Origin of the sequence: Rhodococcus yananensis (assembly GCF_020515525.1) — a bacterium.
Taxonomy (GTDB): domain Bacteria; phylum Actinomycetota; class Actinomycetes; order Mycobacteriales; family Mycobacteriaceae; genus Rhodococcus; species Rhodococcus yananensis.
The window spans coordinates 1-16272 of the sequence record NZ_JAIYEP010000084.1 but is presented as its reverse complement, the minus strand read 5'-3'; the positions used below and the strand labels follow the sequence as shown (position 1 = coordinate 16272).

The following is a 16272-nucleotide window of genomic DNA, read 5'->3' as shown; positions in this document are numbered from 1 at the left end:
CTGCTGGCCCTCGGTGATCTCCTCCGCGGTGTAGACCACCTCGCCGGTGGGCCCGATCACCTTGTCGGGCAACGGCATCGAATCGGTGTAGGTCCGTAGCGCCAGCAATCCCATCACGAGAAAGCCGAACACCATCACCAACGCGACGCCCTGGACCCATCCCTTGGACAGGTTCAGGTCCGTTCCCCTCCGGAATCCCGAGTTCGTATCCGACCCTCGCGCCATGGCCCCTCCTACCACACGGATGCACCGAATGTAGCAAGCGGGACGCGAGATCGATGCGGAATTCGTTGATATCAGCAGGTTTCCGCGAGTAGGTGGATTTGCTCGCTATGTCGTGATGCGGTCAGTATCCCGCGCCGGGTTCGACGCGCGCGAGGACCTCCTCGCCGGCGATGAACCGGCGGACGTTCTCCCTCAGCGTCGGCGCGAAGGCCGCGGGCAGGCCGCTGCGGGTGTTGGCGATGTGCGGGGTGATCACGACGTTGTCCAGATCCCACAGCGGATGCCCGTCAGGAAGCGGCTCGGGATCGGTGACGTCGAGGACGGCGCCCGCGATCCGTCCGGCCCGCAGCGCGTCGACGAGCGCGTCGGTGTCGACGAGATTGCCGCGGGCCACGTTCACCAGCCACGCGGTGTCGGGCATCGCTGCGAGGACGTCGGCGTCGACGAGTCGGTCCGTGTCGGCCGTGGCCGGCGCCGCGATCACGAAGTGGTCCGCCATCGACCACACCTCACCGGTGCGCGCCGAAGGCAGGGTGATCGTCGCACCGTCGACCGGACGCCCCGAACGGTTCACCGCGACCACGTCGACACCGAACGCGTGCAGACGCGGAATCATCGCCCGACCGATTCCACCGCACCCGACGATCGCGACCGTCGACCCGTGCAGGGGCCGCACCCGCGGGTCGATCTCGTCCTTGCGCCAACCTCGGGCGGCGAGCGACGAATGGAACTGACGCACCCCGACGAGCAGCCCGCCGACCGCGTACTCGGCGACGTTGTCGGCGTACACGCCGGACGCATTCGCCCAGATCCGCTTGCCGTCGATCAGCCCGGCGCGGAAGAACGGTTCGATTCCCGCGTAGGTGAGTTGCACCCATCGGATGCGATCCGGAAGGTCCGGGAAGCCGTCGGGCCCGCCGTCCCAGACGAGAGCCTCGGCGTCGTCGAGGTCGGCGAGGGCACCACCCCCGTCGGCGATCGCACGCACGAGGTGGTCGTTCTGCTCCGGTCCGAGATGAATGCGCATGACCGTGACACTATCGGGATTCAGGGTTGACCCCCATCCAGAAATCAGGTGTGACGCCGGAGGCGCCGACGGCTGCGGCGGGCAACGATCGTCGGTGTGAAACATCTGGTACGACTCGTCACGGCCCTGTTCGCGGTGGGGGCGATCCTCGTGATCGCCGTCGCGGGCATCGGCGTGTACGCATGGAACAACACGGTGATCGATACGACCGGGAAGACGGTATTCGACCGCCCACTGGCCATCCCCCCGCTCGCCGCGAGCACCTTCGACGAGGACGGCACCCGCGTCTTCGACCTGACCATGCGGCAGGGCACCTCCGACCTCGGGCACGGTCCGGGCACCCGCACCTGGGGTATCGACGGTGATCACCTCGGCCCCACACTGCGCGCCGACCGGGGCGAACGCGTCCGCGTGAACGTCACCAACAGGCTCGGTGAGACCAGCACCCTCCACTGGCACGGGATGCATCTGCCCGCGGTGATGGACGGTGGCCCGCACCAGCGCATCGAACCGGACGAGACCTGGTCTCCGCACTGGACGATCGACCAACCGGCGGCGTCGCTCTGGTACCACCCGCATCTGCACGGGTCGACGGCCGAGCACGTGTACCGAGGCCTGGCCGGAATGTTCCTCATCGATGATCCCGACAGCGCAGCCCTTCCCCACGAGTACGGTGTCGACGACATTCCGCTGATCGTGCAGGACAAGAAGTTCGACGGCGACCAGCTCGACACCGACGGTGCGATGTTCACGGACGTCGGCGTCCTGGGAGACGAAATCCTGGTCAACGGCACACCGGGGCCGTATCTCGAGGTGACCGGCGAACGGACCCGATTGCGACTGCTCAACGGGTCGAACGCGCGCATCTACAATTTCTCCTTCTCCACCGGGCTGTCGTTCGACCTGGTGGGAACGGACGGGGGTCTGCTCGAACGGCCGGTGACGACGCGCAGCGTGCAGTTGTCGCCGGGGGAACGAGCGGAGATCGTCGTCGCGATCCCAGCCGGAACGGACACGGTTCTGCGCAGTACCTCGCCGGATCTGCGCGCGGACTTCTGGCAGACCCGTTTCGCGGGCGGCGACGACCGTCTCGACATTCTCGAACTGCGCGCGGCCGACACGCTGACTCCGTCCCCGCCGGTGCCCGACCGGTTGACGACCTTCGTCGACCCCGGCGAACCCACGAACACCCGCACGTTCGACCTGACGAGCACCAGGACCATCAACAACCGTGAGATGGACATGGAACGCATCGACGAGGTCGTCGTCGCCGGCACGACCGAACTGTGGGAGGTGCGCAACGCGAGTGGCTCGGTGCACAACTTCCACGTCCACGACGTACAGTTCCGAGTCCTCTCGATGACGGGACTGCCCGACGGGCATCCCTCGCTGGCCGGAAGGAAGGACACGGTGTACGTGCCGCCGGGCGCGACCGCGCGGCTGCTGCTGCGGTTCGACGACCTCCCCGACGACGAACCCGTCGACACGTCTGTGCCGTACATGTACCACTGTCACCTGCTGCGGCACGAGGACAACGGGATGATGGGGCAGTTCACGGTGGTCGGGCCCGACGAGACCACCCTTTCCGGTGGGTCGGCGACCGCGCCGGGTCGCGGGGGCCACACGCACGGAGGGTGATGTCGGTCACGACGATGGGTCGAGGGAATGTATCCGCGGTCCGTTCCGTTGTGGAGTGTGGATCGGCGCGTCGCGTACGCCCCGGAGCCATTGAGAATATGCCTTCGTGGAATACCGTCCGGCTGGAGCCACGTTGCGCCACGTGCCGTGAGGCATCCGGCGCGTCGGTCCGCTCTTCTTCCGCTCCCCCTCCCGCCCGATTTCGGTCGCGTGTACGGCGACGACGGCTGCGTCCCGACGCACCGTTAGAGTGCCCTTCGGCATTTGCAACGGAACCGGGAGTCGATCATGAACAGCTGGGCACACATCGTCGTCACTCGAAGCCGATGGGTGCTGACGATCGTGCTGCTCGTGGTGCTCGCCGCCGGCGTATGGGGTGTCGGTGTGTTCGGCAAGTTGTCGAGCGCCGGCTACTACGTCGAGGGCAGCGAGGCCATGAAGGTCCAGCAGATCGTCTACGACAATTTCGGATCGCAGAGTGCCGACATCATCGCGCTGTACACCGCTCCCGACGGCGGAACGATCGACGACATCCGCTCCGACGTCGAGAGCACTCTCGCCCGGTTCGACGAACAGTGGCCGTCCGAGTCGATCAGCACGTACTGGACCGCCCCACCACCGATGAACCAGATGCTGGTCTCCGCCGATCGACGCAGTGTGGCCGCTTCCATCGTGCTCGGCACCGGCTCCGGTGCGACGAACGCGAACTTCTCGTCCGTGCTCGATTCGCTGGAGGTTCCCGGCGTCGACTCACAGTTCGCGGGTAACACCGTGGTGTCCCTCGAGTTCACCCACACCCTCGAGCGCGACCTCATCAAAGCGGAGGCGGTCGCGATCCCGGTGACCCTCGTCCTGCTCGTGGTCATCTTCGGCGGGGTGGTCGCCGCCGCCGTCCCCGTCTTCGTCGGCATCCTCGCGATCTTCTCGTCCCTCGCGACGTTGCGGGCGCTCTCCACGGTCACCGAGGTGTCGTCCTACGCGCTGAACATCACTTCGCTGATCGGATTGGGTCTGGCCATCGACTACGGCCTGTTCATCGTCAGCCGATATCGCGAGGAACTGCGCTCCGGGTCGGATCCACGCAGCGCGACGGTCCGCACGATGCTCACCGCCGGACGCACCGTGATGTTCTCCGCCGCCCTGCTGATCTGCGCGTTCGCGGGCATGTTGGTGTTCCCGCAGGCGGTCCTGCGCTCGCTCGGCCTCGGCGCGATGGCGTCCGTGTTCAGCGCAGCCGTCCTGTCGCTGACCGCAGTGCCCGCCGTGCTCGCGATTCTCGGACATCGCATCGATGCGTGGACCTGGAACCGGGAAGCGTCCGCCCGCAGCGAGGAACGCGCCCAGCGGTTCTGGGGTGGACTCGTCCGTAAGGTCGTGCGACGTCCCGTGACGATCTCTGTCGTCATCATCGCGGGTCTGCTGTTGGTCGCGACACCCGTCCTGAAGGCGGGCTTCGGGGAGGTGGAGTACACGTCGTTGCCCTCCGACAGCCCCGCTCGGGCAGCGACACAGAAGCTGGTCGACGACTTCCCGAGCACGGGCAACGGCGCGACGATCGTCGTGCAGGGCGAGGACGGACAGGTCCCGAGCACCGACGCGGTCCGCGAGGTGTCCCGTGAGGCCACAGCGGTGGCAGGAATCTCGCAGACGGTCACCGTCGGTCAGCAGAACGACGTGGTGGTGCTGCAGGCCCTGTACGAGCAGGGTGTCGACGGCACCGATCGCGCCGGCGAGATCACCGGCGAGTTGCGTGCGATGACCGCACCGCACGGCGCCGACGTGTTGGTCGGTGGCAGCCGGGCCCTCGTCGACGACGCGAACGCCGCGGTGACCGACGCGCTGCCGTGGATGGTGGCGATCATGGTGGTGTCCACCCTGATCCTGCTGTTCCTCGCGTTCGGATCGGTGGCGCTTCCGATCAAGGCCGTGCTCATGGCCGGGCTGAGCCTCGCCGCCACGTTCGGGGTGCTCACGTGGGTGTTCCAGCTCGGGCACGGCGCGTCGTGGCTCGACGTGACGCCCAGCCCGATGGAGCCCACGTTCGTGGTGCTGATCCTGGCGGTCGTGTTCGGCCTGTCGACCGACTACGAGGTGTTCCTGATGTCGCGGATGGTGGAGGCACGTGCGGCCGGGGCCACCACCGATCAGGCCGTCGAATTCGGCATCGCCCGCACGGGCCGTGTCGTCACGGCCGCGGCACTGCTGCTCATCGTGGTCACCGGCGCATTCACGATCTCGGGTCTGTCGATCATGCGGTTCCTCGGTGTCGGGATGATCGTGGCGTTGGTCATCGACGCGACCATCGTGCGGATGTTGCTGGTGCCCGCACTCGTCAAACTCATGGGCGAGGCCAACTGGTGGGCGCCGCAGTGGATGAAGCGGGTCCACGAGAAGGTCGGGCTCGGTCACTGATCCGACGTCGCCGGATACCCTGGCACACTTCCTTACTCCAGGGTAAGTTCAGCGCATGGTTCGCCTTCCGACGACCGACACGATCGGGTTCCCCGGTCGGCGCGTTCTCGACCGCCTGTTCGCGCACGGGCAGCGCACGACCCGGCCCCTGCTCGGCCGACACATCCTCGTGACCGGCGCGTCGTCCGGAATCGGCCGGGCGACGGCGCTCGCACTGGCCGACGAGGGCGCAACGGTACTGCTCCTGGCGCGCCGCGCCGACGAACTCGACGTCGTCGCCGCACAGATCCGCGCGACCGGCGGGCGGGCACACCCGTATCCGTGCGACATCACCGACCCCCGGTCGGTCGCGCAGACCGTGGAGACGATCCTCACCGGCCACGACCACGTCGACATGCTCGTCAACAACGCCGGCCGGTCCATCCGGCGCAGTCTGTACCACTCGACGGACCGGCTGCACGACTTCGAGCGGACCATGGCGGTGAACTACTTCGGTGCAGTGAGCCTGACCCTCGCGCTGCTCCCGCACATGCGCGCCCGCGGATCCGGGCACATCGTCAACATCAGCACGGCCAGCGTCCCGGCACGCACTCCCCGCTTCGCCGCGTACGTCGCATCGAAGGCGGCGCTCGAGGGTTTCGCGGACGTGGCGGCCGGCGAGACCCTCGCGGACGGAATCACGTTCACCACGGTGCGGATGCCGCTCGTGCGCACCCCGATGATCGCCCCCACCGAGGAATACACCGACGCGCGGGTCGCGACACCCGAGCAGGCGGCCGCGCTGATCGTGCGTGCACTCGTCGACCGTCCCCGGTTGATCGACGTACCGATCGGCACGCTCGCCGAGTTCGGCAACCTGCTGATTCCCCGCATCGCCGACCGGATGCGATCGCGGTTGTACCGCGCATCCGGTGATTCCACGGCCGCCCGCGGCAGCGACCCGACAGCCGACGGTGCCCGGAACACGCCCGCACCGCCGCGCTGCGCGACCGGGCCGACCGTCCTGCCCGCGCCCGAGCCCCTGCGGCGGCTCAGCCGATGGATACCCGGCGTGCACTGGTGATCGTGTACAGCTGATCCGGGCGACGCCGACGGTTGCTACAGCGCGGCGACCGCCGTCACCACCACCGGATGCACCGGTTTCGGCGCGGCCCCGCAACTGGCCGGCCGCGCCGGAAGCTCACGTGTCTCGACCGTGACGCGCCACGCTCGTCCGTCACGGTGACGCACGAGCGGATCGACGGCGGACTCGTCGACGATCAGGCTGTCTGCATCGATGTCGCCGCACATGTCGCGCACCGCGATCTCCGCGGCCTGTCCGGCCGCCGTCCACGTGCTGCGCCCCCGCAACCCCTGTCGGTACACCTCACCGCGAGCCGCTGCCCGCAGCGCGGCGGCGCTGCTCTGCGGATCCAGACGACCGTAGGTGAAGCCGGTGGGCAACAGGATCATCGACGGTGCGAATCGGTGGCCCCCGGTGTGCGAACACTCCCAGACCGCGTCGCCGAACTCCTGTTTCAGCGAGGCAGCGACAGGGCGCCCCTCCACCGCGCAGCAGCGATCGCGTCGACCGTGCGCGCACACCAGCGCGACGGGGTCGGTCACCGGATCTCCGAGCCGGGGCGCCGGTCCCGCAGCCGCCTCGGGCACGATGTCGAGCAGTTCGACGGGATCGGTGATCGCGAGGCGCTCGCACCACGTCGCGTCCGGGTCGGTACGGGCGATCAGTACCGTGCGGGTCGGACCGGCGGTGTCGCGGCCGGGGCGCCGGACGAACAGGATCCGTACATCGGCGGCATCGGCGCGGGCAGACAACTCCGCCGACAGTTCCGAACCGAGCGCGGTGCCGTCGAGCACGTCCCGTCCCCACCCGGACGGAACCTCCGCACACACGTATCCGCGGGCTGTCGCGGCGGTACCTGCCAGCGGTTCGTCGGCAGCGGACAACACGGAGCAGGTCGTCTCGGTGGCGGTCACGGGCCCATTCTGACGTGGGTCGGACACCCGGGGCACATCGACCCCGCTCAGCGCCGGCTGCGAAGCCGCCGCACCGCCGCACCGGCCCAGATCCTGCCGAAGCCCTGCGACAGATACGCCAGACACCCCAGCGCGAGCACCCACTTGGTGACGCTGATCGTCGACGCGGCACGGACGACGGTGTCGTCGATACGGTCGCGATGGTCGAGCAGATACAGTCCGGTGACGTTCTCGGCGTAGTCGCCGGCAGCGGCGACCACCGGCGCGGTCAGCAGGACGCGCCGCACGAGCGGCGACAGCGGACGATGATGGTCGAGTGCCCTTGCGCCCGCGCGCAACGCGGTCGCGAACGTCAGCGGATGCACCATGTCCCAGTAGTAGTGCTCCCGGTAGCGGGCGAGGTCGTCGGGACCGAGATTGTCGAGGATCCGGCGGTATCTCGACTCCGAGAACGTCGTCTGCACCGCACCGACGGTCGGGGCCGTGGATCCGAGAACCCGCGCGATGTTCACCTGCGAGAGCACGAACAATGCGGTCGTCGCGACGAGGCGGCGGTCGGGCGGAGACATCGTCATGCCCCGATCGTAGGTCAGCGCTCGGCACGCGACCACGCGGCGGCGGGAAGGTCACCGAGCCACGCACCTCCCTGCAGCCGAGCCGGGTGTGTCCGGAGGGGGGACGCCGACGTCAGGACATGAGGAACGGCAGGACTTCCGCGGCGAAGTCGTCGGACCGGTCGCGGTGGATGCTGTGTCCGCAGTGGACCTCCCGCACCTCGCTGCGGGGAAGCAATGCGACGGCGGACTCGAGCAGATGCGGATCGACCATGCTTCCGTGCCGTAGCCCGCGCAACAACAACGTCGGTGTGTCCATCGCCGGAAGCCTCTGCCACCAGGAAGGGTCCGGGGTGCGGAACTCGGCGACGACGTCCTCCGTCATGGACCGGTCGAACGCGAACACCGCTCTCGGACTGCGGATCATGCTGGTGGCGGCGTGCCACAACTCCGCGGGTGTGGGGCGATGCGCGGGGACCTCGGGAACAGGATCACCCTCACGCAGGGGCAACGGCACCTCCTCCAGCACGAGACGCCGCACGAGCCCGGGATGGCGTTGCGCCACCAGCGAACCCGTGCGCCCACCGAGCGAGTGTCCCACCAGGTCGATCTCATCGGCACCGAGGTGCCCGCACACTCCGGCGATGTCGGCGGCGAACTCCTCGAACCGGTACGACGCGGCACGTGCGCTGGATCCGTGCCCGCGCAGATCGACGGTGATCACGCGTCGGCCTGCGCGAACGAGACGCCGTGCGAACCCCGCCCAGGTACGCCCGTCGCCGCCCATCCCGTGGACGAGCACGACGGGAACGTCGTCGCGCATCACGATCGGCGACGTGTCCCGGTAGGCGATCGCGACCCCGTTCGGGGCTGTCGTCGACACTGATGTCTCCACGGGTGACCAGCCTAGGTCAGTCGTACACACCCTCGACCCGCCAGCCGTCCGTTCCCCCGACGATCAGCAGAGCCCTCGCTCCGTCGAGCAGCACCTGCAACCGCGCGACCGTGCGAGTCGTGTCCGGATCCCACCAGTACTCGTCCACCGGCCACGGACCGGCCCATCCGGACACCGACCACCTGCGACTTCCCCATCGCAGCCACGTCGGACGTCCGCTGAGCAGACCGCGTTCGGTGACGATCACCGCATCACCCACATCGTCGTCGAGGGCGACGGGCGGAGGGACGTGGAACACCATCGGCGGGGCGGGCGGCGGCAGCCGGCCCGGCCACGGCGCGTCGGGATCCCTTCCGGGGAGCGGCTTCTCCCCCACCGGCACGAAGACGATCCGTTCGAGAGGGCCGCGCCCTCCGTCGAGTGCTCCCACTCGCACGGCGTCCCCGCCCAGCAGACCCTGGACCCGGACCAACGCACGCCGTGCCCGATCGTCACCGGCGCCGACGTCGCCCCACAACCCCGGCTGCAGGGCACCGGCCGTCACGACCTCGACCGGTTCGAGAAGCACGGACGTGATTCCCGAGGTGGGCCTGTCGGCGCTGCGTCCGGTGAGCCATCCGTCGAGCTGCCACCGAACCCTGTCGGCCGTCCCCTCCGGCGTCAGCGGTTCGGCGACACGCCACGTCCGGACCGATTCCTCCCCGTTGCCCGTACGCGCGCGCACCAGCAGACGGGTGCACGCCGCTCCGACCGCGGCCAGGCGCACATGCAGTTGTTCTGCGAGCGCACGCCCGACGAACGCCGCGGTGTCGACCCGGTCGACGGGCGGGTCGCATCGATGGTCCACCGCGAGGTCGGGCGGCACCGGTCGCGCCGACGGCGGACGTTCCGGAAGCCCCCTCGCACATCGGTGTGCCAGGGTGGCATCGGCCCCGAACCGGGACATCACATCGGCCGGGGACAGTTCGGCGAATGCGCCGATGGTGCGGATCCCGAGCCGGCGCAGCAGGTCCACCAGTTCCGCGCGGTCCGCCGACGCCAGGGCCGGTTCCACGGACAGCTCCGAGATCGGCAGCTGCGCAAGGAACTCACGCGACATGCCCCGCGGAACCAACGCCGCTCTGCGTGCAGCGAGCACCGCGGCGGAGAGTTCGTCGGCGATCCCCACCTGACACTCGACGCCGACCGAGGCCACCTCGTCGACGAGTCGTTCCGCAGCGACCTCCTCCGAACCGAACCAGCGCACCACTCCTCGCGCGGCGAGCACGACGAGCCCCGGGCGCAGCACCTCCACTCCCGGGGCAGCCGCATCGATCGCCGCCACCACCGGCTCGAACAGATATGCATCCCTGTCCGGGTCATCCTGCGTCACATGCAGTTCGGGACACCGACCCTGCGCTTCTCGTCGCCGCGACCCGCGCCGGACCCCCGCCGCCCTCGCGGGTGCCGTGCACGCGACCACCCGGTTCGCGGCGACCACCGCGACCGGTGTGGTCGCCGGGAGATCCGCCGCCGTGGCCGCCGCGACCGCCGGCCAGTCCGGGCACCACACCGCGACGACACGCACGGCCGCCTCCCCGCTCACCGCACCACTTCCAGGTCCGGAACTCCGTTGTGGGGCCGGGTATCCGGCACCCATGTCACGCTGTCGCGTTCGACGCACACATCGACGTGGACGGTGCGCGGTGCGAACGCCCGCCCGTGCGCCCGCACCGACAGGCGTGTTCCGCACAGGCGCTCACGTCCCGCTCCGGTCAGGCCGCGGTATCCGTCCACCCGCGCCTCGAGCCCCACATGCGCGCCGTCCCACCGACCTCCGGTGACCACGAGCACCGCACCTTTGTTGCGGACCCGGGCCGCGACGACGCGGGCCCGGGACGGCGGGACCACGATTCCCTCCAGGTCCAGGACCACCATGTCCATGCCGTCGAGCAGCACCGCCGCCACCTCGATCGGGTCGGGGCCCGGATCGGCGATCACCGCGAGACGCGGCAGTCGGGCCCCCATTTCGGCCGCGGCCAGCAGACCCAGCCTCCGGTGACCGACGACCGCGGCATGCCCACCCGTCGCCGTCACCGATGCCAACAGTCCGGACAGCAGCGATGTCGCGCCGGAGAGGGAGACGACGGTGCCTCGCACGAGGCCGCCGTGCGGGAGCAGAGCGGCGAGCGGCCCGGGTACCGGGAGCAACCGTTCGGCCGGTATCCGCACCGGGTCGGACGCCGATGTGCCGACCCCGGACGAGACGGCGGACATGCGCCTGCGCAACGACTCGATCTGCTCCGTCCGCGTGCGGTCCGCTCCATCACCCGGGAGTCCGGCCACTTCACCCACATGCACCCCTCGCCTTTCGTCCGGCCGTGGACACGCACGGCCCGACCGACCAGGGGGAAGACGTCGGCCCAGAATTGTTCGAACACTCTTTCGAACCGCATTCAGTAGACCCGATCCGGGCACCCACCGTCAAGCGCTGCGAGCACCGTCACGCAGCGAACCCGGCGAGGCCCGGACCGCCGATCGATTACCCTCGTCAGGGTGTCTGAACGGGAACGAGAAGGACGGGTCGTCGGACCGGACCACCTGGTGGCGGGTCGTTATCGACTCGATTCCAAACTCGGTGGCGGGGGAATGGGTGCCGTGTGGCTCGCCCGCGACACCAGGCTCGGCCGGGACGTGGCGGTCAAGCAGGTGATCTCCACCGCCGACCTCGCCCCCGAGGTCGCCGACGAGATCCGCCGCCGCGCACTGCGTGAGGGGCGGGTCGCCGCTCAACTCACCCACGAGCACGCCATCTCCATGTACGACGTGGCACTGCACTACGGCGAACCGTGGCTCGTCATGGAGCACCTGCCGTCGCGCAGCCTCGCCCAGGTCATGAACGCCGTCGACACCCTCTCGCCCTATGTGGTGGCGCAGATCGGCGCCGACATCGCCGACGCGCTCTCCGCCGCCCACGCCGCCGGGATCGTGCACCGCGACGTCAAGCCCGGCAACATCCTCGTCGCCGAGCGCGGACACGAGACCGGGGTCGTGAAGATCAGCGATTTCGGTATCGCCCGCGCCAAGGGCGACAACGACCCGTCGAGCGTGATCGTCGGCACTCCCGCCTATTTCGCACCCGAGGTCGCCCGCGGCAACGACCCCACCGAGGCCAGCGACGTGTTCTCCCTCGGCGCCACCCTCTACACCGCGATCGAAGGCCGGCCCCCGTTCGGATTCGAGAGCGATTCCATCGCACTCCTGCACCGGGTCGCCCGCGCCGAGATCATCCCGCCGAAACAGACCGGCTCCCTCACCGACGCACTGCTCTCGATGCTCGAACCCGACCCGGCGCGACGTCCCACCATGGCGCAGGCCCGCGATCGGCTCGCCGCCGTCGTCCTCGGCCCGGGGGGTCACTCCGCAACCCTGCGCGGCAGGCCCATCCTGTCCGAGGACGGCACGATCCCCTCCTGGGCGCAACGTTCCGGGCTGCTCGAGGACCAGGGCAGGCCCCGCGCGTCGTTTGTCGACCGACCACTGCCCACCGCGTCCGGATCCGACGGCCGAACCCCTTCTTCCGGGTTCGGCGGCCTGCTCGATCGCCTCCACCCCTCCGGTCCCGCGACGACGACACAGGAGAAGATCGTCGCCTACGCTCCGATGGCGATGGCCGCGATGATCGCGGTGCTCGTGGTCGCGCTCGTCGCGGCGCTCGTCATCGCCTTCCTGGTGTCCTGAAAGACCCGTGCCCGCAGACGTCCCCCGCCCCCGAACCGTCAGTCGATCCGGCGCCGGTGCGCCCACCGGGTGAGGGCATTGCGATTGGACTGCTGGGTCTTGCGCAACACGTTCGACGCGTGCGTCTCGACCGTCTTGACCGAGATGAAGAGTTCGTCGGCGATCTCCCGGTAGGTGTAGCCGCGGGCGAGCAGACGCAACACCTCGAGTTCCCTCGGCGTCAACGAATCGAGTTCGGGGTCGAGGGGTGGCTCGGGTGCAGTCGACCGCCCGGTGAACGAATCCAGCACGAACCCGGCCAGCCGCGGACTGAACACGGCGTCGCCACCGGCGACGCGGCGCACCGCATCGGCGAGGTCGGTGCCGGAGATCGTCTTCGTGACGTACCCGCGTGCGCCCGCACGGATCACTGCGATGACATCCTCCGCCGCGTCGGACACACTCAACGCCAGACACACCGGCCCCGTTTCGATCCGGCCGAGCACCGCGACACCACCGCCGTCCGGCATGTGCACATCGAGCAGCACCACATCGGGTTTCGACGAGTCGATGCCTGCGACCGCCTCGGCGACGGTGCCGGCTTCACCGACGATGTCCATGTCGTTCTCACGGCCGAGTTCGGTGCGGACACCCGACCGGAACACGGCGTGGTCGTCGACGAGGAACACTCGGAAACGACGGGTCTGGTCGGGGACTACGGACGGTGGCACCGACGAACTCACTGGGGCTGCTCCTCGTGGTGGGGCTCGGTCACCTCCCACTCTAGGGTCGACGCCGACGGCTCCTCGCCACCGGCGCGCGGCATGTGGATCCGGATCTCCGTACCCTTCCCCGGCGCCGCCTTCACCACGACCCGTCCACCCCGCCGCTCGACGCGCGCCCGCACCGACCGGGCCAGGCCCTGACGGTCCTCGGGGACCGATTCCGGATCGAATCCGACTCCGCGGTCACGGACGAACACGCTCAACCGGTGCGGTTCCACCTCCGCGAACAGGTCGACACTGTCCACCCCCGCATGTTTCGCCGCATTGACGAGGGATTCACGGGTCGCCCCGAGCACCGCAGTGAGCGCCTCCGCGGTGACGTCCTCGTCGTCGGGGGCGACATCACCGACGATGACGGGCGCCACCGAGATACCGTGCTGGTCCTCCACCTCTCCCGCGATGGTGCGCAGTGCCTCGGCGAGGCTGGCGCGGGCGGTCTCGTCGCCACCGAACAGCCAACGACGCAGTTCGCGTTCCTGGCTGCGGGCCAGCCGCACCACCTGGTGCGGGTCCTCCGCCTGCTTCTGGATCAGCGCAAGGGTCTGCAGCACCGAATCGTGCAGGTGCGAGGCGATCTCCTCGCGTTCCTCGTTGCGGACCCGCGCGCCACGCTCGGACTCGAGTGCCCGCCACATCCGGATCCACAGCGGCACCGACAGCAGTGCGGCGCCGAGCAGGGTCACGACGACGGCGATCAGCGACGACCGCAACGCCGCCACGTCGACCTGGGCGAGCATCACGACACCGAGTCCCGTCACGACGAGGGTCAGACCGCCGAGGACCCGCGCCCACGTGAGGACGGTGGGGTTGGTGGGCAGCCCGAGGACCGAACGTGGTCCTTCGGAGTCGAATTCGCGCCACACCACCGCCGCGCCGATCGCGACCGCGATGATCGGCCCGACCACCGACAGTGCGCCGCCGCTGAACAACCACGACAGTCCGACGGCGAGGGCGACACCCATGACGGCCAGTCCCACGGCCCGGCGCCGTTCCGTGGCGGACGGCCGCTCCGTGTCGATGCCCGGGGGTACGAACATCCACAGCAGCCCGTACGCCACGATGCCCAGGCCACCGAGTGCTGCGAGCACCGTGAACGCCACCCGGACCTTCGTCGCATCGATGTCGAAGTGGTCGGCGATGCCTCCGGCGACGCCGCCCACGACCCGACCGCCGACCCTGCGTTCGAGGCGGTCGACGGGCACGGGAAGTCCGGGTACCTGCTGCACACCTCGATAGTGGCACGGTGCGCGCCACGCGGCATCGGGGTCGGACCCTGAGTTCCGTGACCTTCCCGAGACCGTCCAATTCAGGGTTCGTCCCTGATGTGCGGAACGATTTCCGTCGACAGGATGAATGTCATGAACACTCGGAGCTTCCCCGAACAGCTGACGGACCTGTGGCGCACACGCCCGGTGCGCCTGCCGGAGCACGGCCCGCTCGCCGGGGTGTGCGCCGGCATCGGTGTGCGATACGGAGTCGACCCGGTCCTGGTCCGGGTCGCGTTCGTCGTGTCCGCCCTGTTCGGCGGCGCAGGTGTGGTCCTGTATCTGGCGGCGTGGGTGTTGTTCACCCGGCACGGCGATCAGGTGTCCGCCCTCGAATCCCTCGTCGGCCGCGGTCACAGTTCCGAATCCAGCACGAAGGTGATCGTGCTGCTGGTCGCGCTGGCCATTTCGGCGAGCGCGGTCGGCCCGGTGGGCTTCGGGTCGGGTGGTTCCGGGTTCATCGGGATGGTGTTGATGCTCGGCGGCTGGTGGCTGCTGTACCAGCGTCGCCCCGAACCCCCGACCCTGCCCCCTCCCGCCGGTGACTACACGTTCACCCCGGGGGTGTTCCCTCCGACACCGTTCGCGCAGTACCCGTTCGCCGGCGGGTTCGCGCCTGCGCCGACCACCACCGCCGATGCGACGGTCGCCGACACCGGACCAGGGCAGCACGACCGAGCGTCGGACGACGGCGCGGTCTCGCTGTCGAAGGACGACACCGCGACCTCGCTGTCGCAGGACGACACCGCGACCACGGCCTCCCCCGCCGGTACCGCCGAGTCCGCATCCACACCCGACGCGGGTAGCACCGCCTCCCCGGTTCCGCCCGCCTGGGATCCGCTGGGCGTGGCACCGTTCGCCTGGGATCTGCCCGAGCCGGCTCCGCGCCACGAACCCGCGGTCGCCGCGACCGGCGAACGGAAGCGCTCCCGATTGACCACGACGGTCCTCGGGTTGGCGGTACTGGCCGCCGCGGCGGCCGGCACCGTGGCCGTCGCCACGGGGGCCGAATGGCTCACCCCGGCTCGTATCGGCGCGATCGCCCTCGCCGTGATCGGGCTGGGAATGCTCGTCGGCGCGTTCCTGCACCGCGGATTCGGCCTCCTGGTGGTGACCGGGCCGCTGATCGGTTTCGTGGTCCTCGCCTCGCTGGCCGGCCCGATCGACTTCACGTCCTCCGGAGACCAGTACCACGCACCGCTCACCGTCGCCGAACTCTCGCCCCGGTACGACGTCCGGTTCGGTGAACTCCAACTGGATCTGCGCAATCTGGATCTGACGGAGGACCACACCGTGGCGATCGACACGCGATTCGGCGACACCCAGGTGCTGCTCCCCGCGAACATGGACGTCGACGTCGTCTGCGAGAGCCGCTTCGCCTCACCGTGCCCGGCGGACGGATTCGACGGTGGCGCCGATGGCGCCGACGACGGACCGGTCCTGACCCTCGACCTGAACACCCACTTCGCGAACACGGAGGTGCACCGTGACTGACTTCGATCCCGCATTCGACTCCGCGGCCGGGACCGGCGACACCGATACGGAACAGACCTGTGGTCGTGCCGGGCGCGGACCGTCGATCCTGCTGCTGCTCTCGGCGATCGTGGCTCTCGCCGTGAGTTGCTGGGCGCTCGTCGGCCCGTTCTCCGTCGAGTTCCTCACCTCCCTCGACATGGGGTGGGTCCTCGTCGGAGGTGCGATCGTGATCGGCGCGGTCCTCGTGCTGCTCCCGGCACGCCGATCCCGGAACTGACACGCCCGGCCGACGGTGGCCCCGGAACCGCGGTTCCGGGGC

The 16272-nt window shown here is 69.4% G+C and carries 14 protein-coding genes and 1 pseudogene; 6 read left to right on the top strand and 9 right to left on the bottom strand.

Translation table 11 applies throughout. The annotated features are described in order from the left end of the window. The coding region (locus LDQ05_RS16775) for a hypothetical protein (protein WP_226438090.1) at positions 1-225 on the bottom strand (225 nt) is incomplete at its 3' end. Between the two features lie 121 nt (positions 226-346). Further along, complete coding sequence (locus LDQ05_RS16770) at positions 347-1252, bottom strand: D-isomer specific 2-hydroxyacid dehydrogenase family protein (RefSeq protein WP_226438089.1); 906 nt, start codon at positions 1250-1252, stop codon at positions 347-349. Between the two features lie 96 nt (positions 1253-1348). Here LDQ05_RS16770 and LDQ05_RS16765 point away from each other — a divergent pair, with 96 nt between their 5' ends. The 3 genes and pseudogenes from LDQ05_RS16765 to LDQ05_RS16755 all read left to right on the top strand — a co-directional run. Then, on the top strand, positions 1349-2890 hold the full coding sequence (locus tag LDQ05_RS16765; protein WP_372461141.1) for a multicopper oxidase family protein: 1542 nt from the start codon (positions 1349-1351) through the stop codon (positions 2888-2890). Between the two features lie 288 nt (positions 2891-3178). Next, positions 3179-5302 (top strand): MMPL family transporter, encoded by a 2124-nt coding sequence (locus LDQ05_RS16760; protein ID WP_226438088.1) that lies wholly within the window; start codon positions 3179-3181, stop codon positions 5300-5302. A gap of 97 nt (positions 5303-5399) precedes the next feature. After that, positions 5400-6365: pseudogene (locus LDQ05_RS16755) on the top strand (SDR family NAD(P)-dependent oxidoreductase); the annotation flags it as partial. 35 nt (positions 6366-6400) lie between these two features. On the opposite strand, the gene LDQ05_RS16750 reads toward LDQ05_RS16755, so the two are convergent. The 5 genes from LDQ05_RS16750 to imuA' all read right to left on the bottom strand — a co-directional run bounded on the left by LDQ05_RS16750 (position 6401) and on the right by imuA' (position 11062). Continuing rightward, a complete protein-coding gene (locus tag LDQ05_RS16750; protein WP_226438086.1) occupies positions 6401-7279 on the bottom strand; it encodes a ferredoxin family protein in 879 nt (292 codons plus the stop codon). A gap of 47 nt (positions 7280-7326) precedes the next feature. Continuing rightward, positions 7327-7854, bottom strand: a complete 528-nt coding sequence (locus LDQ05_RS16745; protein ID WP_226438085.1) for a hypothetical protein — start codon at positions 7852-7854, stop codon at positions 7327-7329. A 112-nt stretch (positions 7855-7966) separates the two neighbouring features. After that, positions 7967-8728 carry an alpha/beta fold hydrolase gene (locus tag LDQ05_RS16740; RefSeq protein ID WP_226438084.1) on the bottom strand — a complete coding sequence of 254 codons (762 nt, stop codon included), beginning with the start codon at positions 8726-8728 and terminating at the stop codon, positions 7967-7969. A gap of 16 nt (positions 8729-8744) precedes the next feature. Next, on the bottom strand, positions 8745-10367 hold the full coding sequence (locus LDQ05_RS16735; RefSeq protein ID WP_264185198.1) for a DNA polymerase Y family protein: 1623 nt from the start codon (positions 10365-10367) through the stop codon (positions 8745-8747). Then, the gene (imuA', locus tag LDQ05_RS16730; RefSeq protein WP_226438082.1) at positions 10310-11062 is read right to left on the bottom strand and encodes a DnaE2-dependent mutagenesis accessory factor ImuA'; all 753 of its coding nucleotides are present in this window, start codon (positions 11060-11062) and stop codon (positions 10310-10312) included. Before imuA' ends, LDQ05_RS16735 begins: the two co-directional genes overlap by 58 nt. 201 nt (positions 11063-11263) lie before the next feature. On the opposite strand from imuA', the gene LDQ05_RS16725 reads away from it, so the two are divergent. After that, complete coding sequence (locus LDQ05_RS16725; protein ID WP_226438081.1) at positions 11264-12448, top strand: serine/threonine-protein kinase; 1185 nt, start codon at positions 11264-11266, stop codon at positions 12446-12448. 38 nt (positions 12449-12486) lie between these two features. Here the strand turns inward: LDQ05_RS16725 and LDQ05_RS16720 are convergent, their stop codons facing one another. Beyond that, positions 12487-13170 (bottom strand): response regulator, encoded by a 684-nt coding sequence (locus LDQ05_RS16720; protein WP_287218613.1) that lies wholly within the window; start codon positions 13168-13170, stop codon positions 12487-12489. Further along, complete coding sequence (locus LDQ05_RS16715; RefSeq protein ID WP_226438080.1) at positions 13167-14438, bottom strand: ATP-binding protein; 1272 nt, start codon at positions 14436-14438, stop codon at positions 13167-13169. Before LDQ05_RS16715 ends, LDQ05_RS16720 begins: the two co-directional genes overlap by 4 nt. 132 nt (positions 14439-14570) lie before the next feature. On the opposite strand from LDQ05_RS16715, the gene LDQ05_RS16710 reads away from it, so the two are divergent. Then, positions 14571-15971: a PspC domain-containing protein gene (locus LDQ05_RS16710; RefSeq protein ID WP_226438079.1), complete on the top strand. Its 1401-nt coding sequence runs from the start codon at positions 14571-14573 to the stop codon at positions 15969-15971. Continuing rightward, complete coding sequence (locus tag LDQ05_RS16705; protein WP_226438078.1) at positions 15964-16230, top strand: hypothetical protein; 267 nt, start codon at positions 15964-15966, stop codon at positions 16228-16230. The genes LDQ05_RS16710 and LDQ05_RS16705 overlap by 8 nt, the downstream gene beginning before the upstream one ends. Positions 16231-16272 lie beyond the last annotated feature (42 nt).

Bases quoted from the DNA above. Each gene is read 5' to 3' on its own strand.
- LDQ05_RS16735 (WP_264185198.1), bottom strand. From the start codon at position 10,367: ATGGGTGCCGGATACCCGGCCCCACAACGGAGTTCCGGACCTGGAAGT.
- LDQ05_RS16760 (WP_226438088.1), top strand. From the start codon at position 3,179: ATGAACAGCTGGGCACACATCGTCGTCACTCGAAGCCGATGGGTGCTG.
- LDQ05_RS16710 (WP_226438079.1), top strand. From the start codon at position 14,571: ATGAACACTCGGAGCTTCCCCGAACAGCTGACGGACCTGTGGCGCACA.
- LDQ05_RS16745 (WP_226438085.1), bottom strand. From the start codon at position 7,854: ATGACGATGTCTCCGCCCGACCGCCGCCTCGTCGCGACGACCGCATTG.
- LDQ05_RS16770 (WP_226438089.1), bottom strand. From the start codon at position 1,252: ATGCGCATTCATCTCGGACCGGAGCAGAACGACCACCTCGTGCGTGCG.